This is a genomic window from Roseivivax sp. THAF197b, assembly GCF_009363255.1.
Taxonomy (GTDB): Bacteria; Pseudomonadota; Alphaproteobacteria; order Rhodobacterales; family Rhodobacteraceae; genus Roseivivax.
Genome location: NZ_CP045318.1, coordinates 229,893 through 249,736 on the forward strand (window position 1 = coordinate 229,893; position 19,844 = coordinate 249,736).

General features: G+C 65.2%; 21 protein-coding genes. 12 read left to right on the forward strand and 9 right to left on the reverse strand.

All coding sequences use genetic code 11. From position 1 onward, the window contains the following. Window positions 1-35: 35 nt before the first annotated feature. From fghA to FIV09_RS01200, 5 genes are read left to right on the forward strand one after another with little or no spacing between them, the layout of a single operon-like run. The gene (fghA, locus tag FIV09_RS01180; RefSeq protein WP_152448266.1) at window positions 36-866 is read left to right on the forward strand and encodes an S-formylglutathione hydrolase; all 831 of its coding nucleotides are present in this window, start codon (window positions 36-38) and stop codon (window positions 864-866) included. Continuing rightward, on the forward strand, window positions 863-1,324 hold the full coding sequence (locus tag FIV09_RS01185) for a YaiI/YqxD family protein (RefSeq protein WP_152448267.1): 462 nt from the start codon (window positions 863-865) through the stop codon (window positions 1,322-1,324). Before fghA ends, FIV09_RS01185 begins: the two co-directional genes overlap by 4 nt. Next, window positions 1,321-1,941 (forward strand): HAD family phosphatase, encoded by a 621-nt coding sequence (locus tag FIV09_RS01190; protein WP_152448268.1) that lies wholly within the window; start codon window positions 1,321-1,323, stop codon window positions 1,939-1,941. Before FIV09_RS01185 ends, FIV09_RS01190 begins: the two co-directional genes overlap by 4 nt. Continuing rightward, window positions 1,938-2,852, forward strand: a complete 915-nt coding sequence (locus tag FIV09_RS01195) for an ornithine cyclodeaminase family protein (RefSeq protein WP_152448269.1) — start codon at window positions 1,938-1,940, stop codon at window positions 2,850-2,852. Before FIV09_RS01190 ends, FIV09_RS01195 begins: the two co-directional genes overlap by 4 nt. Then, window positions 2,849-3,787 carry an alpha/beta fold hydrolase gene (locus tag FIV09_RS01200; protein ID WP_152448270.1) on the forward strand — a complete coding sequence of 313 codons (939 nt, stop codon included), beginning with the start codon at window positions 2,849-2,851 and terminating at the stop codon, window positions 3,785-3,787. The genes FIV09_RS01195 and FIV09_RS01200 overlap by 4 nt, the downstream gene beginning before the upstream one ends. Here FIV09_RS01200 and FIV09_RS01205 read toward each other — a convergent pair. Both FIV09_RS01205 and FIV09_RS01210 read right to left on the reverse strand, forming a co-directional pair. Beyond that, entirely contained in the window at window positions 3,771-5,012 is a 1,242-nt protein-coding gene (locus tag FIV09_RS01205; protein WP_152448271.1) for an MFS transporter, read from the reverse strand. The two genes, FIV09_RS01200 and FIV09_RS01205, sit on opposite strands and share 17 nt — an antisense overlap. Window positions 5,013-5,132: 120 nt before the next feature. Next, window positions 5,133-5,558: a tellurite resistance TerB family protein gene (locus FIV09_RS01210; RefSeq protein WP_152448272.1), complete on the reverse strand. Its 426-nt coding sequence runs from the start codon at window positions 5,556-5,558 to the stop codon at window positions 5,133-5,135. Window positions 5,559-5,680: 122 nt separating this feature from the next. On the opposite strand from FIV09_RS01210, the gene FIV09_RS01215 reads away from it, so the two are divergent. From FIV09_RS01215 to FIV09_RS01225, 3 genes are all read left to right on the forward strand, one after another. Then, window positions 5,681-7,258, forward strand: a complete 1,578-nt coding sequence (locus tag FIV09_RS01215; protein ID WP_152448273.1) for a lysine--tRNA ligase — start codon at window positions 5,681-5,683, stop codon at window positions 7,256-7,258. Window positions 7,259-7,366: 108 nt separating this feature from the next. Further along, window positions 7,367-7,780 carry a DUF4864 domain-containing protein gene (locus FIV09_RS01220; RefSeq protein WP_152448274.1) on the forward strand — a complete coding sequence of 138 codons (414 nt, stop codon included), beginning with the start codon at window positions 7,367-7,369 and terminating at the stop codon, window positions 7,778-7,780. Window positions 7,781-7,893: 113 nt separating this feature from the next. After that, window positions 7,894-10,176 carry a right-handed parallel beta-helix repeat-containing protein gene (locus tag FIV09_RS01225; protein WP_152448275.1) on the forward strand — a complete coding sequence of 761 codons (2,283 nt, stop codon included), beginning with the start codon at window positions 7,894-7,896 and terminating at the stop codon, window positions 10,174-10,176. A gap of 58 nt (window positions 10,177-10,234) precedes the next feature. On the opposite strand, the gene FIV09_RS01230 is transcribed toward FIV09_RS01225, so the two are convergent. Then, complete coding sequence (locus FIV09_RS01230; RefSeq protein WP_152448276.1) at window positions 10,235-10,729, reverse strand: HugZ family protein; 495 nt, start codon at window positions 10,727-10,729, stop codon at window positions 10,235-10,237. A 20-nt stretch (window positions 10,730-10,749) separates the two neighbouring features. Further along, window positions 10,750-11,415: a hypothetical protein gene (locus FIV09_RS01235; protein WP_152448277.1), complete on the reverse strand. Its 666-nt coding sequence runs from the start codon at window positions 11,413-11,415 to the stop codon at window positions 10,750-10,752. 130 nt (window positions 11,416-11,545) lie between these two features. Here FIV09_RS01235 and parA point away from each other — a divergent pair, with 130 nt between their 5' ends. Genes parA through zapE form a run of 3 tightly spaced genes read left to right on the forward strand, consistent with a single transcriptional unit; the run spans window position 11,546 to window position 14,139 of the window. Beyond that, complete coding sequence (parA, locus tag FIV09_RS01240; RefSeq protein ID WP_152448278.1) at window positions 11,546-12,187, forward strand: ParA family partition ATPase; 642 nt, start codon at window positions 11,546-11,548, stop codon at window positions 12,185-12,187. 40 nt (window positions 12,188-12,227) lie between these two features. After that, window positions 12,228-13,076 carry a DUF6206 family protein gene (locus FIV09_RS01245; RefSeq protein WP_152448279.1) on the forward strand — a complete coding sequence of 283 codons (849 nt, stop codon included), beginning with the start codon at window positions 12,228-12,230 and terminating at the stop codon, window positions 13,074-13,076. Continuing rightward, window positions 13,069-14,139 carry a cell division protein ZapE gene (zapE, locus tag FIV09_RS01250; RefSeq protein WP_152448280.1) on the forward strand — a complete coding sequence of 357 codons (1,071 nt, stop codon included), beginning with the start codon at window positions 13,069-13,071 and terminating at the stop codon, window positions 14,137-14,139. The genes FIV09_RS01245 and zapE overlap by 8 nt, the downstream gene beginning before the upstream one ends. A 311-nt stretch (window positions 14,140-14,450) precedes the next feature. Here the strand turns inward: zapE and FIV09_RS01255 are convergent, their stop codons facing one another. The 5 genes from FIV09_RS01255 to FIV09_RS01275 all read right to left on the reverse strand — a co-directional run bounded on the left by FIV09_RS01255 (window position 14,451) and on the right by FIV09_RS01275 (window position 18,968). Next, window positions 14,451-15,062, reverse strand: coding sequence for a LysM peptidoglycan-binding domain-containing protein (locus tag FIV09_RS01255; protein ID WP_152448281.1), 612 nt, complete (start codon window positions 15,060-15,062; stop codon window positions 14,451-14,453). Between the two features lies 1 nt (window position 15,063). Further along, on the reverse strand, window positions 15,064-15,642 hold the full coding sequence (locus FIV09_RS01260) for a rhodanese-like domain-containing protein (RefSeq protein WP_152448282.1): 579 nt from the start codon (window positions 15,640-15,642) through the stop codon (window positions 15,064-15,066). 106 nt (window positions 15,643-15,748) lie between these two features. After that, window positions 15,749-17,023, reverse strand: coding sequence for a folylpolyglutamate synthase/dihydrofolate synthase family protein (locus tag FIV09_RS01265; protein ID WP_152448283.1), 1,275 nt, complete (start codon window positions 17,021-17,023; stop codon window positions 15,749-15,751). A 40-nt stretch (window positions 17,024-17,063) separates the two neighbouring features. After that, on the reverse strand, window positions 17,064-18,008 hold the full coding sequence (gene accD, locus FIV09_RS01270; protein ID WP_152448284.1) for an acetyl-CoA carboxylase, carboxyltransferase subunit beta: 945 nt from the start codon (window positions 18,006-18,008) through the stop codon (window positions 17,064-17,066). Window positions 18,009-18,089: 81 nt separating this feature from the next. Next, window positions 18,090-18,968: a CPBP family intramembrane glutamic endopeptidase gene (locus FIV09_RS01275; RefSeq protein ID WP_152455026.1), complete on the reverse strand. Its 879-nt coding sequence runs from the start codon at window positions 18,966-18,968 to the stop codon at window positions 18,090-18,092. Window positions 18,969-19,218: 250 nt separating this feature from the next. Here FIV09_RS01275 and FIV09_RS01280 point away from each other — a divergent pair, with 250 nt between their 5' ends. Beyond that, entirely contained in the window at window positions 19,219-19,839 is a 621-nt protein-coding gene (locus FIV09_RS01280) for an HAD family hydrolase (protein WP_152448286.1), read from the forward strand. The last annotated feature ends 5 nt before the right edge of the window (window positions 19,840-19,844 follow it).

Genomic DNA, 19,844 nt, shown 5'->3' on the forward strand with positions numbered 1-19,844 from the left:
AGCCCTTGGACCAATCTGTCACGAGGAGCGCCAAGATGGACACCAAATCCGAAAACCGCTGCCATGGGGGCGTGCAGGGCGTCTACAGCCACGCATCCGATGCCTGCGGTTGCGACATGACCTTCGGGCTGTTCCTGCCGGAGGAGGCGCGGGAGATGCCGGTGCCACTTCTGTGGTATCTTTCGGGTCTGACCTGCACCCATGAGAACGCGATGACGAAGGCCGGTGCGCAGGCCTGGGCGGCGGAGCAGGGGATCGCGCTTTGCTTTCCGGACACCTCGCCGCGCGGGGACAGCATTGCCGATGACGACGCCTTCGATCTGGGGCAGGGTGCTGGTTTCTACGTCAATGCGACCGAGGCGCCCTGGGCCCCGCATTTCAGGATGTGGGACTACATCACCGAGGAGCTGCCGACCCTTCTGGGCCGCAACTTCGCCCTCGACATGGAGCGGCAATCGATCACCGGCCACTCCATGGGCGGGCATGGCGCGCTGACCGTCGCGATGCACCATCCGGAGCGATTCCGCGCCGTCTCGGCCTTCGCGCCCATCGCGCATCCGACGCAAAGCGACTGGGGCCGCAAGCAGTTCGGCGCCTATCTGGGCGCGGACGAAAGCACTTGGGCCGCGCATGACGCGACGCTGCTGATGCGGGAGCGCGGCTTTGACGGGCCGGTGCTGATCGATCAGGGGACGGAGGACAATTTCCTCGACTTGCTGATGCCCGAAGCGTTGGCCGAGGCGATGACCGCGCGGCGTCAGGAGGGCGCCTTCCGCATGCAGAAGGGCTACGATCACAGTTACTTCTTCATGTCGACCTTCATGGAAGAGCATATCGCCTTCCACGCAGAGGCGCTCTATCGGTGAGCGTGCTCTATGTCGATGCCGATGCCTGCCCCGTGAAGGAGGAGGCCGAGCGCGTCGCCACGCGCCACAAGGTGCCGATGAAGCTGGTCTCCAACGGTGGGCTGCGCATGTCGCGCAATCCGCTCGTGGAGGTGGTGATCGTGCCGGACGGGCCGGACATCGCCGATATGTGGATCGCAGACCGGGCCAAGCGCGGCGACGTTGTGGTGACCGGGGATATTCCGCTCGCGGCCAAGACCGTCGCGTCGGGCGCACGCACCCTGTCACATGCGGGGGAGGCCTTCACGCAGGCGAATATCGGGCCGCGGCTTGCGCAGCGCGACCTCATGGCCGATCTGCGCGCCGCCGATCCGTTCCGGCAGGGCGGGGGCCGCGCCTTTTCCAAGGCAGACCGCGCGCGGTTTCTCGATGCGCTGGAGCGCGAAATCCGCGCGGCGTTGCGGGAGGCCGGGACATGAGCGTGCGCGCGGTGGTGTTCGATATCGGCAACGTGCTGATCGAGTGGAACCCTGAGCGGTTCTTCGATGCGCGGATCGGCAGGCCAGACCGCGAACGGCTTTTCGCCGAGGTGGACCTGCATCACTACAACGACCTCATTGATCGCGGGCACGATTTTCGCGCAACGATCTACGACGCGGCCGACGCGCATCCAGAATGGCGCGACGAAATCCGGCTGTGGCACGATTGCTGGGCCGAGATCGCGGGACCCGACATTCCGCATTCGCTCCGGCTTCTGCGGGCGCTGCGCGCCAAGGGCGTGCCCTGCTACGCGCTGTCGAATTTCGGGATCGGCACCTTCGAGGTCGGTGTCGCCAAATGGCCCTTCCTGCGCGAGTTCGACCAGAGCTTCATCTCCGGCCATATGGGCATGGCAAAGCCCGATGCCGCGATCTACGCGGCGCTGGAGGCGGAGGTGCCGCAATCACCCGAGGGGCTTCTCTTCACCGATGATCGGGGTGACAATATCGCGGCGGCTGCGGCGCGCGGCTGGCAGACGCACCAGTTCCATGCGCCCGAAGGTTTCGCGAAGCGATTGGTGGCAGAGGGGCTTCTGAGCCCGGAGGAGGCGCAATGACACAGCCGCTTGTGATCCCGTTCAAGGAAGGCGAGGCACGGCTCGAATGGCTGGGACTGGCGCGCGCCTTCGAGGCCGGGCACAGGCTGCCCAAGGCGGAGATCGCCGATACCTTTCTCTATCGCGGTGGCGACACGCTGCTCAATCGAGCGGCCTGGATCGACGGGCTGGGCGTGGCCGTGAAGGCCGCGACGATCTTTCCGGGCAATGCGGAGGCGGGCAAGCCCGCGGTCAACGGCGCGGTGAACCTGATGTCGGACAGCGACGGCACGCTGGCGGCGCTGATCGATTTCCACCTTGTGACCAAGTGGAAGACCGCGGGCGACAGTCTTTACGGCGCGCTGAAGCTTGCGCGGCCCGATAGCCGCGAGATCCTGATCGTGGGCGCGGGGGCCGTGGCGCGATCCCTGATCGAGGCCTATGGCGCGGGCTTTCCAGAGGCGCGCTTCACGCTCTGGAACCGCTCCGCCGCGCGGGCCGAGGAGATGGCGGCCGAGATCCCGGGCCTGCGCGTGGCAACGGATCTCGAAGCGGCAATCGCCAAGTCGGACATCATCGCCACTGCCACGATGGCCACCGAACCCGTGATCCAGGGCGACTGGCTGCAGCCCGGTCAGCATCTCGACCTCATTGGTGCCTATCGCCCGGACATGCGCGAAGTGGACGACGCGGCCCTGACCCGGGCGCGGATCTTCGTCGACAGTTTCGACACGACGCTGGGCCATATCGGCGAGTTGAAGATCCCGCTCGAGGCGGGGATCATCGCGAAAACGGATGTGTTGGCAGATTACTACACACCCGAGGCCTTCACCCGCAGCGAAGAGGACATCACCATCCTCAAGAATGGCGGCGGGGCCCATCTCGACCTCATGTGCGCGCGCTACATTCTGGAGGCGTGGCAGGCGGCGTGATCTGGGCACTGGCGATCCTTGGCGCGCTGGTCGCGGTCATCCCGGCGGTCCGCGAGGCCCGGCGGCGGCCGATGGATGCCGAGGCGCAGGTCGATGCGCCCGGCGATATCGTCACGCTCAGCCAGGGGCGCACACATTACCGCTGGATCGGGCCTGCACGGGGTCCGGTCGCCGTGTGCGTGCACGGGCTGACAACACCATCGCCAGCTTGGGAGCGATTGGCGGTGCATCTGGGCACGATGGAGTTCCGGGTACTGGTCTACGATCTTTATGGGCGCGGGTTCTCCGGCGCACCGAAAGGCCAGCAATCGCCCGCTTTCTTTGCGCGACAATTGCGCGATCTGCTCGATCATCACGGTCTCGACGAGGACGTCACGCTGATCGGCTATTCCATGGGGGCCGTGATCGCCTCCGCCTTCGCGGTGGAGCAGCCCGCGCGTCTGCGACAGCTCGTCCTTGTGGCGCCTGCCGGGATGGGACTGCCGATGGGACGGCTGCAACGGTTCTGCGTGGAATGGCCCTATATCGGCGACTGGCTTTTTCACATGGCCTATCCGTCCCGCCACGCGGAGGCCATCGCGGCAAGCGACGCGCCGGAGGATATCCGCGCCGTGCAGCAGGCCGAGCTTCACCGGCGCGGCTTCGTGCCCGCCGTTCTGTCGAGCCTGCGCTATGCGCTCCGCAAGCCCGTGCCGCATCTGCACAAGGCGCTCGCGCAAGAGGCGCTGCCGGTCATCGCCGTCTGGGGAGATGCGGATCGCACGATTCCGATCTCGGGTCTGGGGCAGCTCGCGCAATGGAACAGGCGCACCCGGCAGGAGGTGATTCCGGGCGCGGATCACGGCCTGCCCTTCACCCATGCCGATGCGTTGGCAGAGGTCTTGTCGGGGATGTTTGAGGGGCAGCGTCCGGGGCCGTCTACGCCGCCCGACTGAGCGGCGCGTAGGCCTTCTCGCGCACGGGCAGATGGACGATGGCCGACAGCGCGCCGACCCCCACACCGACCCACCAGACAAGCGTGTAATCCCCCGTCAGGTCATACATCCGGCCGCCCAGCCAGACGCCGATGAAGCTGCCAAGCTGGTGGCTGAAGAACACGATCCCGTAGAGCGTGCCCATATAGCGCAGCCCGTAGATATGCGCGATGAGGCCCGAGGTCAGCGGCACCGTCGCCAGCCAGAGCGAGCCCATGACCGCCGAGAAGATCAGCACCGAGCCCGGCGTGATCGGCAGCATGATGAAGGCGGCGGCGGCAATGGTGCGGCCCACGTAAATCCCGGCCAGCAGGTATTTCTTCGGGAAATGATTGCCGAGATAGCCCGCGGTCAGCGTGCCCACGATATTGGCCAGGCCGATCAGCGATATCGCGATCGCCCCCAGTGCCGAGGTCGTCCCGATCCCCAGCGAGTCGAGCAGTCCGCCCTGCAGGATCGGGCCGCACATCTCGGTCACAAGCGCGGGGAAATGCGCGGTGATGAAGCCCAGCTGATAGCCGCAGGAGAAAAAGCCGATGAAGATCAGCGAAAAGGACGGATCGCGAAAGGCGCGGTTCAGGATCTGGCCGAGGCTTTCCTCGATCTGCGCGCGGGAGGCTTGCGGCGCGCGCATCATCGGAAGCACCGCCAGCACGGCGAGGATGGCGGCCGCGAAGACCAGGAACACCGATTGCCAGGGCATGAAGCCCAGAAGCCATTCGGCTACGGGCGCGCCGAAAACCTGACCGGACGAGCCTGCCGCCGTGGCAATGGCCAGCGACATTGAGCGGTTCTTGTCCGATGCCGCGCGGCCCACAACCGCGAGGATCACCCCGAAGCCGGTGCCCGCGATGCCGAAGCCCACGAGGATCTCCAGCACCTGATGCGCCTCGGGCGTGACCGCGAAGGACGACAGAACGAGGCCGATCGCGTAGAGAACAGCGCCCAGAATGATGGCGATCCGGTCGCCAAGCTTTTCCGCGAAGGCCCCGAAGAGCGGCTGCCCGATACCCCAGGCAAGGTTCTGGATCGCGATGGCCAGCGAAAACTCGGAGCGAAGCCAGCCGAATTCCTCGGCAATGGGGATTTGGAAGACCCCGAAACTCGCGCGGATCGCGAAGGAGACGAGGATGATCAGGCAGCCCGCGATCAGGACGGGGCTCATCAGGGGGGCGTGGCGTTCCATGGGCGGGACGTTACCCGGCGCGCCGAACGGCGCAAGTCGCCGATTGTACCAATCAAAGGGCCGCTGCGCTTGAATGCGGCCTGTCCGGGCAAGGGCAACCGCGCCGTCCGGTGCCCGGTATCAGGCCCGCATGTGACGCGCGCGCGCACCGCGCTCGATCGCGGCGGCGTGCAGGCGGTCCAGATCCAGCTCGTAGCGGATTTCTTCCAGCAGGCGCAGCTCGGTATCGGCGAGCGTGCCATCGGCGGCGGCCACGTCGCATGACAGCGCATAGGCCGTCTCGTGCAGCCGCTCGGGCAGGGCGTCGCGCAAAAGCCCGAACAGCGCATCGAGCCCGTCTTCCTGATCGAAGAGATCGAACACCGTCTGGCTGACGGACTTGATTCGGTCCGCATCGTATTCGAGGAATATGGGCAGCGTGCTGACGATCGACTGGATCTTGATGAGCTCGGCCGTGCGGATATCCTCGTCGGAGGCCGAAACCGCCACCATCAATGCCACAAGCGCATCCTGCGGTGACATCGGATGTTCGATGGAATTCGCCATTTGGTCCTCGCTCTTTGCGGTGTGTGGCCCTTCAATATTGACCCTGCCCTGCACCCGCAATAGGTAGCGGCGCTTGACGCGGCCGGGGTCGTCCCGGCCAAGCATACAGGAGCATAAGACGCATGTCCGATTTTCGCGAAGCCGCGATGAATTCGAAGGCCTGGCCATTCGAAGAGGCGCGCCGTCTGCTCAAACGCGTGGAAAGCACCAAGGGCGGCAAGGATCGCGTCCTCTTCGAGACGGGCTACGGCCCCTCGGGCCTGCCGCATATCGGCACGTTCGGCGAGGTTGCGCGCACCACGATGATCCGCCGCGCCTTCGAGGCGATCTCGGATATCCCGACGCGGCTGATCTGCTTCTCGGACGATCTTGACGGGATGCGGAAAGTGCCGGACAACGTGCCCGATCCCGAGGCGCTGAAAGAGCATCTGCAAAAGCCGCTCACTTCGGTGCCCGATCCGTTCGGCAAGTACGAAAGCTTCGGCCATCACAACAACGCCATGCTGCGGCGGTTCCTCGACACGTTCGGGTTCGAGTACGAGTTCTACTCTGCGACGGAGTATTACCGGTCGGGCGCCTTCGACGAGGTGCTGCTGCGCGCCTGCGAGCGTTACGACGACATCATGGCCGTGATGCTCAAGAGCCTGCGCGAGGAACGCCAGCAGACCTATTCCATCTTCCTGCCCATGCATCCCGAGACGGGGCGCGTCCTCTACGTGCCGATGAAGCATGTGGATGCCGCGAAGGGCGAGATCACCTTCGACGACGAAGAGGGCCGCGAATGGACGCTGCCGGTCACCGGCGGCAACGTGAAGTTCCAGTGGAAGCCCGATTTCGGGGCGCGCTGGGCCGCCCTCGGCGTCGATTTCGAGATGTATGGCAAGGACCATTCCACCAACACCCCGATCTACGACCGCATCTGCGAGATCCTCGGCGGTCGGAAGCCCGAGCATTTCACCTACGAGCTGTTCCTCGACCAGAACGGCGAGAAGATCTCGAAGTCGAAGGGCAATGGCCTCTCGATCGACGAATGGCTGACCTATGCCTCGACCGAGAGCCTGTCCTATTACATGTTCCTCAAGCCCAAGACCGCCAAGCGGCTGAGCTGGGACGTAATTCCGAAGGCCGTCGACGAATACCACCAGCAGCTGCGCGCCTATCCGGGTCAGGACGCCAAGGGACAGGCGGCAAACCCCGTTTGGCACATCCATGGCGGCAGTGTTCCGGCCTCGACGATGGTGGTGCCCTTCTCGATGCTGCTGAACCTCGTTTCGGTCTCCGGTGCGGAGACGAAGGAGACGCTTTGGGGCTTCATCGCGCGCTATGCGCCGGACGCCTCGCCCGAAGCCAATCCCGATCTCGATCAGGCGGCGGGTTTCGCAATCCGGTATTACGAGGACTTCGTGAAGCCCGGAAAGGTCTTCCGCGCGCCCGATGAGAAGGAAGAGGCGGCGTTGCGCGATCTGGCGGCCCGGCTTCAGGCCCATGATGGCCCGACGGACGACGAGACGTTGCAGAGCCTTGTCTTCGCGGTCGGCAAGGAGCACGAGTTCGATCCGTTGCGGGACTGGTTCAAGGCGCTCTACGAGGTGCTTCTGGGCGCCAGCCAGGGCCCGCGCTTTGGCGGGTTCATCGCGCTCTACGGCGTTGAGGAAACCGTGCAACTCATAGAGCGTGGCCTGCGCGGCGAGCTCGGCTGACCCGGCAGATCGCGTGGCGCGGTGAAACTTATCGCCCCACATTCCCGTGATTTTGGCATGGAAGGTGGACGCCCTACCTTCCTTTTGTCGTCACGAGGAGGCTCTGCCATGAAACGCCTGTTTGCCGCATTCGCCCTGATGCTCTGGACCCTGCCTGCCCATGCGCAGGAGGTGGTCGCACCGGTTCCGGACATCGAGGCCACGATCTCCAGCCAGATGGAGGCGTTTCTCGACCGCGATGTCGACGCGGCCTTCGGCTATGCTAGCCCCATGATCAAGGGTCTTTTCCGAAGCCCGCAGAACTTTGGTGCCATGGTCGAGCAGGGCTATCCCATGGTCTGGACACCCTCCGACGTGACCTTCGGCGATCTGCGCGAGGAGAACGGCGCGCTCTACCAGAAGGTCGTCGTGACCGGGCCGGGCGGGCGCGTGCATGTCCTTGATTACAAGATGATCGAGACGGTTGACGGCTGGCGCATCGACGGTGTGCAGGTTCTGCGTCAGGACGCCTTCGCCGCCTGATCCCGCCTGCAACGCACGGTCGCCTCAGCCGGTCTTAATGGCGCCCTCGCTACCCCTTTGCGTGAAAGTCGGCCCCGCATTCTGTGGTGTCGCGCGCACGGAAAGGGAAAGCGATGAACAAGGCGATAACGGACGGTGTGGTGCTGATGCCGACCCCCTTCGCGGAGGGGCTGAACGTATGGTCGAGCGGGAATGGCACACCGGGCTCTGACACCTACGCCAGCACGCCCACCGCCGCTTTCGTCGCGGCGGATCAGGATTTCGGCGGCTGCCTCGAACTGCTGAAAACCGACGCCACCCAGCGCATCCGTTACATGGGCGAGGTTCCCATCGAGCCCGGTTGCTACCTGCGCGTGACGGCGCGGGTGAAATGCGTCTCGGGCTCGCTGCCCTCGGTGCGGATCGCAGCCTTCGCGGGCAATGCCAGCGGCAACGCGGTGTCGGGGATACCGCTCTCGGGTGACGCGGTGGCGATCCCCACCTACGGCCAGATCGTCGAGGTTTCGGCGATCATCGGCTCGGGCAATCGCGGCGGCGTCGATCTGGTCTGGGGACGGCAGCCGACATACGGGCATTTCGGCATCGACTTCACCGGCGCGTCCGGCGGGCTGCTCAGGGTCGATGATATCGTGATCGAGGATGTGACCTCGGTCTTTCTGCGCGAGATGTTGGGCTACGTGGACGTGCGCGATTACGGCGCGCGCGGCGATGGCGTGACCGATGACAGCGCGGCCTTCGAGGCGGCCGATCAGGTCACTAATGGTCGCACGCTCTTTGTCAGCCAGGGGAGCTATTTCCTCGGCGAGGACGTGACGATCAACTCGGAGGTGATCTTCGAGGGCACGGTCACGATGCCCACGAGCCGCCGCCTGTCGCTGACCAAGAACTTCAGCCTGCCCTCTTATATCGACGCCTTCGGGGACGAGGAGATCGCGCTGAAGAAGGCGCTGCAATCGTTGATGAACGATGCCGATCACGAAAGCCTCGATATGGGCGGTCGGCGCGTGACATTGTCCGGGCCGCTTGATGTGCAGGCGGCGGTGGCGAACCGGACGAGCTATGCGCAGCGCCGCGTTCTGCGCAATGGCCAGCTGCAGGCCACCGATGCGGGCGACTGGGATGAGGATGTCGTCACAAGCCAGGCCAGCTATTCGCCGTCGAACCAGTTCCGCCTGACGAATGTGACGAATATCGCCAACATCCAGGTGGGCAGCCTCGTCGAGGGCGCGGGGGTGGGCCGCGAGATCTACGTGAAATCCGTCAATGTCGGCGCGGGCGATCTGACGCTGTCGCAACCGCTGTCGGATGCGACGGGCACGCAGAATTACACCTTCACGCGCTACAAATACATGCTCGATTTCGCGGACTTCGACCGGCTTGACGTGTTCCAGCTCGAGGATATCGAGTTCCAATGCGCGATTCAGGCGAACGGGATCATTCTGGCGCCCGAAGGCACGGTGATGATCGTGCGCGAATGTACGTTCAACCGACCGAAATTCCGCGGTATCACCTCGCCCGGAGAGGGTTGCCAGGGCATGCTGATCGAGCATTGCCAGTTCATCAGCCATGAAGGCGGGGAGCTGACGCAGAACCGCCGGTCGGTTGCGATCAACGTCAACGCCAACGATGTGAAGGTGCGCGATTGCCGCGCGTCGCAGTTCCGGCATTTCCTCGTCGCCTCGGGGGCGCAGAACCTCATCACCGGCAACCACTTCTTCCAGGGCGATACCGCGTCAAACGGCATCCGCAGCGCGGGGATCGTCCTGGCGCTTCGGGCCTGCAACACGCAGATCTCGAACAATTACATCGACAATTGCTTCGTCGAATGGACCAACGAACGCGAGCCGGAGCCGGATTTCACCGGCGGCTTCGGCTTCGCGGGCCTCTCGATCACCGACAACGTGTTCCTGTGCTCGAACGTCGCGACGACCTTCTCCTACATCGTGGTGAAGCCTTACGGGACGGGGCATTTCCTGAATGGCTTCAACGTCTCGGGCAACACGTTCCGCGCCTCGTCGGGCAAGATCGACCGGGTGGAGCGGGTCGATACCTCCTTCGCCAATCTCGAGTTTGGCAACATGAAGCGGGTGACTTTCTCCAACAACACCTTCGCCAATGTGGAAAAGGCGACGCAAAACCCACTGGTGGTGCGGCATGACCAGAACAGTCATTCGGATACCTGGGTCGTGGAGACGGATAACGAGTTGCCCTTCGACGGCTGGGCGCAGGAGGTCGACGCTGTCACGCACATGTCGCGCCTGCGCAATTCGGCCAATGTCAGCGAATGGATCATGCCCTATTGCTCGGTCCGCGAGGGCGGGCAGAACAACCGTGTGCATCTCATCTACGGCACGCCGGTTCTGGGGGATGCGAACGTGACGATCCGCATGGATTGATCCCGCTCCAATTAAGCCTTTCCACAGGCCGCCCGGATCCACGGGCGGCCTTTTGCCGTCAGGGCGACAGATCCGCAGGCGTGAGCCGGTAGGCCTTGCCGAAGCCGCCATTGAGATAGGCGGCATGGATGCGGAAGCGCAGGATCGAGAAATCCGCGAAACCGATATAAAGCTGCGCCTTGGGATAGGCTCTCAGGAAGGTTGCGGCGAGCTCGGGATGCTCCGGCGCGCCGTGGCGGATGAAATGCGCCTCTGCCTGCAGGGTGACGCGGGGATGGGTCAGCGGATCGCCCTTGGGGCCTGGCTCTCCCAGAAGCAGGGAGCAGGCCGGGTTCGCGAGCAGGGCCGCGCTATGCGCCGAAAGGTCCGAGACAAGGCTGAGCGGTGCGCCAAAGCCGTCAGGGGCAATCGCCACGCGGGTGACCATCGGCGCGCCGGTCTCGGGCTCGATCGTGCCGAGCGCGCCGAAGCGGGCCCCGGCGATCAGGTCACGCGCAAGCGCGCGCGCTTCGTCATCGGTGGGGCGGATGGGATCGATGGGTGTCTGTGTCATGCGGGCAAGCTAGGCCGGGTTCAGAACTCGGTCCAGATGCCAAGCTTGAGCCCCATGCTTTCATCCCCCGTCACGCCGTAGGTCGCGCCGATTTCCAGCGATACCTTGCGCCAGATCGGCGTCACAATCGAAGGGACCAGCCGCACGAAGGCCTCGTCGCCCGCTTGCTTGCCCGCCTGCACCTGCATCATCAGCTTGTGCCGTCCAAGGGTGCGGCCATAGGTCAGGTCGAGCTTCACATCGGTCTCGCTGCGATCGCTGAAATGCTCCGCCAGAAGATCGGCATTCACCCAGCCGCCATCCCATCCGTAGCCAAGGCTCAGTCCGGGGCGCAGGACCGTGTCGCCATCGATCTGGCCCGCGCCGATCTCTGCGGCGATCTGGAGCCACGCATCAGGGCGTGCGAGGGGGCGGCGGGCGAAGGCCACAACCTTCTCGGCGCCCGACACGGACCGCCCGAGATCGAGCCCGACGGTCCACCGCGCCGTCAGCCCGTATTCGAGATAGAGCGTGTCGTAGCGGGTTTCGGGCGCATAGCTTTCCCAGAGCAGATAGTTCTGGGGCCAAGACAGGTACGTGACAGTCGAAACGAAACCAGTCCCCTTCTCGCGCGGCCAGGCGCCTGCAATTGCGGAGGCGGGCAGCAGACCGAAGGTGCAAGCCAGAAGGAGGACAAGTCGCAACATGGCCCAAGCTTTGCCCTGCCACGGTTAATGGCGCGTTAAGCACGCTTAACGCCACAGGCGGGCGCATGCGGTGGCAATCCCATTCTGCAGGTGCAAAATGGTGGAAATTTCGTCTGGGGGGACGATTCGCATGACTGGTTCGATCATTACCGTGGCCCAGCAGAAGGGCGGCTCCGGCAAAACGACGCTGACAGCCAACCTCGCCGTGGGCTTCCTGCGCCAGGGCAAATCCGTGGCGCTTGTCGATACCGACCCGCAGGGCAGCTTGGGGCGGTGGTTCATGACCCGTGTCGAGGATTTCCCGGACGCCACGGTCGGGCTCGATTTCGCCACGTCCTCGGCCTGGGGCATTACCTACGAGACGCGCAAGCTGGCCGGTGAATGCGACATCGTGATCGTCGATACCCCGCCGAAAGCCGACAGCGACCTGCGCCCCGCCCTGCGCGTGGCTGATCTTGTTCTGGTGCCGGTTGCCATGAGCCATGTGGACCTTTGGGCCACGGAGGGTGTTCTCGACCTCGCCCGGCGCGAGGACAAGGATGCGCTTGTGGTGATGAACCGGACGCGCGCCCGGACGCGCCTTGCGGGCGAGGTCGCCGATGCCGCTGCCGCGCTCGACGCGGCGATGGCCGAGACGCAATTGGCCAACCGCACGATCTATGCCGAGGCGATGGGCAAGGGCCTGTCCGGAGCGGAAGGCCGCAAGACGCCCGCCCGCGACGAGGTGGACGCGCTGGCCGCAGAGGTGGCGCAGCGGCTGGCAAAGGGCTAAACGGGGCGGACTGACCCGACCCGCTGCCTTCGGAGTGACCATGACCGACCTTGCCGCGCTGGCTGATCTCATTCGTGCCGACACCGCAACGCGCGGGCGCACCATCTCGAGGCTGGGCTATTTCTGCGCGCCGTTCCAGCCGCCCTCGGGGCCGTTCTCGGATAAGGTGATCAAGGTTTATCGCGGGTCTGCGGATGACGCGGCACTCGAACGGATGGCTCGGGCGCATGACGATTACGTCCGCGTTCTGACCGAATGCGGCGTGACGCTGCCAGAGACGGCGTTTCACCTCGTGGATCTGGACGGAACCGGGTCGCGCACGCCCGTGATCGTGCAGGAGGCGCTGCCGCTCGACAGCCTGATGCGCCCGCGCATGCGCGACGGCAGCCGCGAAGAGACCATCGCCATGATGCAGGCCGCGGGCGAGGTTATCGCGCGCTTCTGGATCGCCGCCGAGCATGTCGAGGAACGTGTGGGCTTCCATCCGTCGATCCGGAATTTCGCGATCCGGGACGGCAAGGCGATCTTCTTCGACACCTTCCCGCCGCTCATCCATTACAACCGCGACGATATGGGCAAGCTTCTGCTGCAATTCTCCGAAAAGCGGCTGATGCGCCTGATCGGCCCGCTCATGCAGGCTCGCGTGACCGGTATTCAGGACGAATGGTATTCGCCGCCCGAGACGCTCGTGGGTCTTGTGGGCTCCGCCTGCCGTTTGCGGCCGGAATATGCGGACGATTACCTGGACTGGGGCCGGAGCTTTGCGAAAAGCCACATGGCGCAATGGGCGGACGAGGCGTTGCACGGCCTGGATGGTCCGCCGCAATTGCCGGGCTACTGGACCGGGTTCCGCAAGCTTCTGGGTCTGCAGGGCGAACCGAATGTCTGACGCCCTGACCGCGCTTTACGAGGCGCGTCTGGCCGAGGGCGTGCTGCACGAGGATGCCGCGCAACGCGAGGTTCTGCCGGAATTCGCGCGTATTGCCGAGGCCGTGAACGATCCCCCGAAGAAGGGCCTCTTCCGCAAGGCACCGCCGCCGCCCAAGGGCCTGTATCTCTGGGGCGGGGTCGGACGCGGAAAGTCCATGCTGATGGATCTCTTCGTTGAAAGCCTCGAAGTGCCGACGCGCCGCGTGCATTTCCATGCTTTCATGCAGGAGGTGCAGGCAGGCGTGCATGCGGAGCGCCAGAAGGGCCGCGAAGATCCGATCGCGCCGGTGGCCAAGGCGGTGTCCGACAGCGTGAAAGTCTTCGCCTTCGACGAGATGCAGATCACCGATATCGCCGATGCGATGATCGTCGGACGGCTGTTCGAGAAGCTGTTCGCGGCGGGCTGCGTGGTGGTCACGACGTCGAACCGCGTGCCGGACGAGCTTTACAAGGATGGTCTCAACCGCAACCTGTTCCTGCCCTTCATCGACTTGCTGAAAGAGCAGATGGTCGTGCACGAATTGGTCGCGCATCGCGATTATCGGCAGGACCGGATGCAGGGGGCCGATACGTACTTTTCCCCGAACGATGCCGAGGCGCGTGCGGCGATCGACGCGCTCTGGCAGCGGCTTTCGGCCGGAAACGAAGAAGAACTGGTGCTGCAGGTCAAAGGGCGCGATCTGCACCTGCCGCGCTTTTCCAACGGGGTGGCGCGCGCACGGTTCTTCGATCTCTGCGGCAAGGCGCTGGGCCCGGCGGATTACCTCAAGCTCGCGGAGACCGTGCGCGTTCTGATCCTTGAGAACGTGCCGCAGCTCGGCCGGTCCAACTTCAACGAGGCCAAGCGCTTCGTGACGCTGATCGACGCGCTCTACGAGGCCAAGACGAAGCTCGTGGTGTCAGCCGCGGCGGAGCCGGAATACCTTTATCTCGAAGGGCCCGGCGCGTTTGAGTTCGAACGGACCGCCAGTCGCCTGCGCGAGATGCAGTCCGAGGATTGGGGCCGCGCCGCGCTCGAGTAAGGCGCCACGAAAAAGGGGTCCCGAAGGACCCCAAGGTTCGCTGCTGCTCGATCCGGCTTTGCCGCCTGTTCTTCCCGTATGACATCGCGCACCGGGGCTGTCCGCGCGCCAAAAAGGGCGCTGTCGGCTGAAGCTTCGGTCTCGTCGATATCGTGTCCCCCGGGGGTCGGTGCCGCGTCCCTGCGTCGCCCGTCGTCCCGCTTGCCGAGAATCATAGCGCGATTATTTCGGCTGCGTCAACATATAGTGGCGCCGTCAAGACATCGTTTTTGTCAGCGGTCATAATATCAATAGGTTGTGGCTCAGATTGCCTATCTGGAGGGCAGGCGCAGCACCTGGCCCGCCTGCAGATCGCGCGGATAGGTCAGCTGATCGGCATTCGCGGCATAGAGCGGCCCGGTCATGTTCGCATCGCCATAGACGGATTGTGCGATGCTGACGAGGCTGTCGCCGGGCGCGACGGTATAGAGCTCGGCCGCGCCACCTGTGTCGGTGCTGTCGGTTGCGGGCAAGGTGGCACCACGTCCGGCCAGCGATTTCTGCACCACGGCATGCAGCAGGCTGCCGGGCTGACCCGGCGCGACACTCCGCCCCGTGGCGGCGTTGATCCGCGCGATGCTTGCCCAGGTCAGGCTTCGCAGATCGTCCGAACCGGGGCGCGGTTGGTCGGAGAGGTCAATGCCCGGAAAGACGGCGTCGTTGCGCGTGACCATATCCGCTTCAAGCGCCGTGCCTGTCGGCGCCGAAACACCCTCCGAAAGGTCGCTCGGGACGCGGGCGGACGGCATTGCTGTTGCCAGTCCTTGCGCCTCCGTCGGGGCACCTGCCTGCTCGCGGGCCGTGGGGCTCGCGCCGGGTTGTAGCGCGATCAGGAGGCCCGTGATCGTCAGGAAACCCAGCGTGTAGAGCGCGATGCGGATCATCTCAGCTCCCCGGTCCAACGGTCAGCCCAAGGGCCGTCCACACGTCGAGGCCGCCGCGATAGTAATGCAGCTTTTCCTGGGGATACCCCGCCTCGTAGAGCGCGCGCAGCGCCGCCACCGGCGCGGGATCGAGCGGCCCTTGACCGAACACCACCAGCGCATGCTCCGGGCTGCGCCCCGGTGCCAGGCCAAGTGCGGCCAGCAGCTCCGCGCGGTAGGGATTGTCGCTGCGTAGCGTGGCCCCCGGCAGGCTGATCGCACCCGGCAGCGTGCCCTGCGCATGGTCTTCGGGACTGCGCGCATCGACGACGATGCCCTGCATCTCGGCGGCGGGACCGGCGAGGAACGCCACCAGCTCCGCCTCACCCATGGGGGTGACCCCGGGCGCGGCTTCCATCGGTTGCAGGCAGGCGGGCGGGCAGGCCGGACCGTTCCGGGCGACCGTGATCGGAAGCCCCGCGATCTGGGTGTCGAGGCGCGACAGGGTCGGCGTCAATCCGGCGTCCTGCGCGGTGGCATTCATGGGCAATCCGAACCCCAGGATACCGAACCAGAACGCAACCAGACGGGACACACGCATCAACCACACCTCTTGGGGCGTACATCGCCCGCAGAAAACTCCACACCATTTAGAGGAGATCGCGCCTGCGGGTCAATCTATAGTGATTCGCGCGAGGTCTGGTGTCTCAGCCGTGATCCCGCAGTATGTTGCCCGCCAGATAGAGCGAGCCGCAGATCAGGATGCGCGGCTCGGGCGTCTCCCGCAGGATCGTGGCGATCGCGTCGCTTGGGCTGACCGCGGTCTCTGCCTGCAGGCCCGCGCGCCGTGCGGCGGCAGCGGTGTCCTCCGCGCTGAGCGTATTCGTCTCGCCCGGAATCGCCACGGCATGAAGCGCTCGGACCTGCCCGTCAAAGGCGCGCATGTAGCCGGTCGCATCCTTGGTGTTGAGCATCCCGCAGATCAAATAGGTCGGCTTGGCGGGCAGGGTCGACAGATGCTCGGCCAGCGCGGCACCGGCTGCCGGATTATGCCCGCCATCGAGCCACAGCTCCGCCCCGCCCGCAGCGTCCACGAGCGGTCCGCTGCGCAACCGCTGCATCCGCGCGGGCCATTCGGCACGGGTGACCGCGGCCTCGAACGCCGCCTCGCCGCAGTCCAGTTGCCGCAGGGCGGCGAGCGCCGCGCCCGCATTGTCGAACTGATGGCGTCCCGGCAGGTTCGGGCGGGGCAGGTCCAGAAGGCCGCGTTCGTCCTGAAAGACAAGGCGACCATGCTCCTCGGCCACATGCCAGTGCTGCCCGTGGGCCAGAAGCGGCGCGCCGAGCCGGGCCGCGCGATCCTCGATCACCTCCAGCCCCTCGGGCGCCTGCGGGCCCACGACGCACGGAACGCCGCGCTTCAGGATGCCTGCCTTTTCGCCTGCGATCTTGGGCAACGTGTCGCCGAGATAGGTCTCGTGATCCATGGACACAGGCGTGATGACCGTCAGCGCAGGCCGTTCGATCACGTTCGTCGCATCGAGCCTGCCGCCGAGGCCGGTCTCGAGCAGCACGTAATCCGCGGGCGTCCGGGCGAAGGCCAGAAGGGCCGCGCAGGTCGTGATCTCGAAATAGGTGATCGGCGTGCCGTCATTGATCGCGTAGACCTCGTCGAGCAGCGCGGTCAGATCCGGCTCCGAGATGAGAGTGCCCGCAAGACGGATGCGTTCGTGAAACCGGGCAAGATGGGGTGATGTGTAGGCGTGGACGCGGTGCCCCTCGGCCTCCAGTCCTGCGCGGATCATGGCCTGCGTCGATCCCTTGCCGTTGGTGCCCGCAAGGTGGATCACGGGCGGCAGCGACCGCTCCGGATGGCCCAGTTTTTCAAGCAGGGCCCAGACCCGGTCCAGAACCAGATCCATGTACTTCGGATGCAGCGCCAGCATCCGCTCGAGGATGGCGTCGGAATGAACCTCGGTCATGTCTGTCTTGTCCGCGGGTCGTGACCCGTCCGACTGGCGATCATGCCTTGGTGTCGTCTTGCGCGGGCTCTGCCAAGTCGGGGGCGTCATCCGTCACCGGTTCGGCAGGTGGGGGCAATTCCCCCCAGATCGGCGGCGGTTGCTGCATCAGCATGCGCAGAATCGTCACTAGCTCTTCGCGGAGTTGCCGCCGGTCGGTCACCCGGTCGAGCATGCCATGCTCCAGCAGGTATTCCGCGCGCTGGAAACCTTCGGGCAGTTTCTCGCGGATGGTCTGCTCGATCACGCGGGGGCCCGCGAAGCAGATCAGCGCGTTGGGCTCCGCGATCTGGATATCGCCCAGCATCGCGTAGGAGGCCGTGACGCCGCCCGTGGTGGGATGGGTCAGCACGACGATGTAGGGCAGGCCCGCCTCGCGCAGCATCTGGATCGCGACGGTCGTGCGGGGCATCTGCATCAGCGACAGGATGCCTTCCTGCATGCGCGCGCCGCCAGCGGCCGAGAACAGCACCAATGGACGGTGGAGGCGCAGGGCCTCTTCGGCCGCGGCGATGATCGCGTTGCCGACATACATCCCCATGGAGCCGCCCATGAACGAAAAGTCCTGCGCGGCCGCGACGATGGGCGTGCGGCCCATCTCGCCCGAGGCGACCAGCATGGCCTCCTTCTCGCCCGTGCTTTTCTGGGCGGCGCGCATCCGGTCGGGATATTTCTTCTGATCGCGGAAATGCAGCGGATCGGCGACCGGCTCCGGCACCTTGACCTCGGAGAAGATGCCGTTGTCGAACAGCGCCCTGAACCGCGCGCGCGGCGTGATCTGCATGTGATGGCCGCAGGTGGCGCAGACATGCAGATTGTCCGTCAGTTCCCGGTGGAACAGCATGGTGCCGCATTCATCGCACTTGGTCCAAAGGTTCTCGGGCACTTCGCGGCGCGAGAAGATGGAGTTGATGCGCGGGCGGACGTAGTTGGTAATCCAGTTCATAAAACGGCTCTGACGCTGCGTCGGATGTGACCGACTTATGCCGCGTGCAGAGGAATTGCAATCGCGCGCGCCGGGGGGCGGTTACACCCTCAGGGCCACCCGCGCCGCAAGCCAGGCCACGATCAGGCCCGCGAAATCCACGGGCAGGGCCGCCGCGATGACATCCTCGTCGCTGGCCGAAAAGGGGAGGGTGAAGAGCGACAGCCCCGACAACACCCCATCGAGCGAAACCACCAGGATCGCCAGCACGTTATTGGTGAAATGCAGCGCAATGGCCGGACCGAGCGTGCCGGATCGTGCGGTCAGATCCCCGGCCAGAACGCCGAACAACCCCGCCCAGAGCGCGATCCCCAACGCATTCGAGCCGAACGTGCCTGCCGCGTAATGCCCCATGGCAAAGAGCACCGCCTGCGGGCCGATCCAGAACAAAGGCGAGCGGAAGCGTGCGGCAAGCTGGCTTTGCAGGTAACCGCGAAAGAGCACCTCCTCCGCGCCGGTCTGAACCAGCACCCCGGCCAGCCCGAGGGGCAATAGCGTGAGCCAAAGGCCCACGGGCACGTTGAGCGACATCTCCCCGGTCACGCCCCAGCTCAGCAGCACCAGCATCAGCGCCTGTACCGCACCCACCGCCACCAGCACGCGCAGGCCCTGCCGGATTGTCTGGTCCCAGGGACCAATGACGCTTTCGGGGCCGCGGTCATGCATCACCCGGGCCGCGATCAGCGCCCCGAGGGCCATGGTGCCCATGGCAAAAAGCAGAACCAGAAGGCCGCCCGGGGATGTGCCGCCAAGGATCGTCTGCGCGAAGTCGCCGCCCGCCATCGAGAGCGCGCTCATCAGCAGCATCTGCGAGGTCATCATGGTCACGATCGCCGCAAGGAAAACGCCCACGAGCAGCCGCCAGAGCTGCGGCTTGGCGCGGGCTTCCGCGATCCGCGGGGCATAGGCGTCGTAGCGCATCAATGCCTCGCGCCGACGCGCGCCGCCAGATTGGCGTGGCCCGTATGTGCGTTCTGCATTCCTGTCGCCGTGATCATGTGCGACCCTCGTTCCGTAAACATCTGTTTGGCTGCGCGTGTAGGCATAGCGGCCTGCGGTGCGGGAGTGTAGGGCGCCCACGAGGGCGCGACCAGTCAGCGCGTCGCGATGCCTCGATCGCGAAAATCGCAAGCGCCCTTGGGCTTCACCTTCGGTGAGCTATCTGCGACCCATGACACGTTACGACCTGCACCTCGTCGCCTGGGATTTCGATGGCGTCCTGAATGACGGCTTCCGCGACGGCCGCGCGATCTGGGCCGACAATTTCGAGCGCGATCTCGGGCATCCGATCTCATCCTTTCGCGACCACTTTTTCGGCGACCGGTTCGAAGCGGTCGTGACCGGACGCGAAGATCTGCGCGCGGCGGTCGCGGATTGGGCCGACAAGGTGGGCTACGCGCACGGGGCCGACACGGTGATCCGCTACTGGTTCGAACAGGATCGCCACCCGGTGCCCGCGATGTTGGAGCGGCTCGACCGCTTGGCGGATCGCGGCATGCGTCAGGTTATCGCCACCAACAATGAGGCCCATCGCGCGCGCTTCATCGAAGACGAGATGGGCTATGGCACGCGAGTCGAGACGGTCTTCGCCTCGGGGCGGATGGGGCTGCGCAAGCCCGATCCCCGGTTCTTTCACCACATCGCGGCGGAAACTGGCGTCACGCCGGGCAACATCCTCCTGGTCGACGATCTGGAAGAGAACATCGCGGCGGCGCGGGACGCGGGCTGGCAGGGCTATCACCTGACCGACATTCACGAGAACGATCTGGACGCGGTGCTCGGGCTACGGTGATCTTT

Coding starts and splice junctions, on each gene's coding strand:
- fghA (WP_152448266.1), top strand. CDS start 36: ATGGACACCAAATCCGAAAACCGCTGCCATGGGGGCGTGCAGGGCGTC.
- accD (WP_152448284.1), bottom strand. CDS start 18,008: ATGAACTGGATTACCAACTACGTCCGCCCGCGCATCAACTCCATCTTC.
- FIV09_RS01245 (WP_152448279.1), top strand. CDS start 12,228: ATGACCGACCTTGCCGCGCTGGCTGATCTCATTCGTGCCGACACCGCA.
- FIV09_RS01280 (WP_152448286.1), top strand. CDS start 19,219: ATGACACGTTACGACCTGCACCTCGTCGCCTGGGATTTCGATGGCGTC.
- FIV09_RS01215 (WP_152448273.1), top strand. CDS start 5,681: ATGTCCGATTTTCGCGAAGCCGCGATGAATTCGAAGGCCTGGCCATTC.
- FIV09_RS01230 (WP_152448276.1), bottom strand. CDS start 10,729: ATGACACAGACACCCATCGATCCCATCCGCCCCACCGATGACGAAGCG.
- FIV09_RS01195 (WP_152448269.1), top strand. CDS start 1,938: ATGACACAGCCGCTTGTGATCCCGTTCAAGGAAGGCGAGGCACGGCTC.
- FIV09_RS01210 (WP_152448272.1), bottom strand. CDS start 5,558: ATGGCGAATTCCATCGAACATCCGATGTCACCGCAGGATGCGCTTGTG.
- FIV09_RS01255 (WP_152448281.1), bottom strand. CDS start 15,062: ATGATCCGCATCGCGCTCTACACGCTGGGTTTCCTGACGATCACGGGC.
- FIV09_RS01260 (WP_152448282.1), bottom strand. CDS start 15,642: ATGCGTGTGTCCCGTCTGGTTGCGTTCTGGTTCGGTATCCTGGGGTTC.
- FIV09_RS01205 (WP_152448271.1), bottom strand. CDS start 5,012: ATGGAACGCCACGCCCCCCTGATGAGCCCCGTCCTGATCGCGGGCTGC.
- parA (WP_152448278.1), top strand. CDS start 11,546: ATGACTGGTTCGATCATTACCGTGGCCCAGCAGAAGGGCGGCTCCGGC.
- zapE (WP_152448280.1), top strand. CDS start 13,069: ATGTCTGACGCCCTGACCGCGCTTTACGAGGCGCGTCTGGCCGAGGGC.
- FIV09_RS01235 (WP_152448277.1), bottom strand. CDS start 11,415: ATGTTGCGACTTGTCCTCCTTCTGGCTTGCACCTTCGGTCTGCTGCCC.
- FIV09_RS01275 (WP_152455026.1), bottom strand. CDS start 18,968: ATGCGCTACGACGCCTATGCCCCGCGGATCGCGGAAGCCCGCGCCAAG.
- FIV09_RS01265 (WP_152448283.1), bottom strand. CDS start 17,023: ATGACCGAGGTTCATTCCGACGCCATCCTCGAGCGGATGCTGGCGCTG.
- FIV09_RS01220 (WP_152448274.1), top strand. CDS start 7,367: ATGAAACGCCTGTTTGCCGCATTCGCCCTGATGCTCTGGACCCTGCCT.
- FIV09_RS01225 (WP_152448275.1), top strand. CDS start 7,894: ATGAACAAGGCGATAACGGACGGTGTGGTGCTGATGCCGACCCCCTTC.
- FIV09_RS01190 (WP_152448268.1), top strand. CDS start 1,321: ATGAGCGTGCGCGCGGTGGTGTTCGATATCGGCAACGTGCTGATCGAG.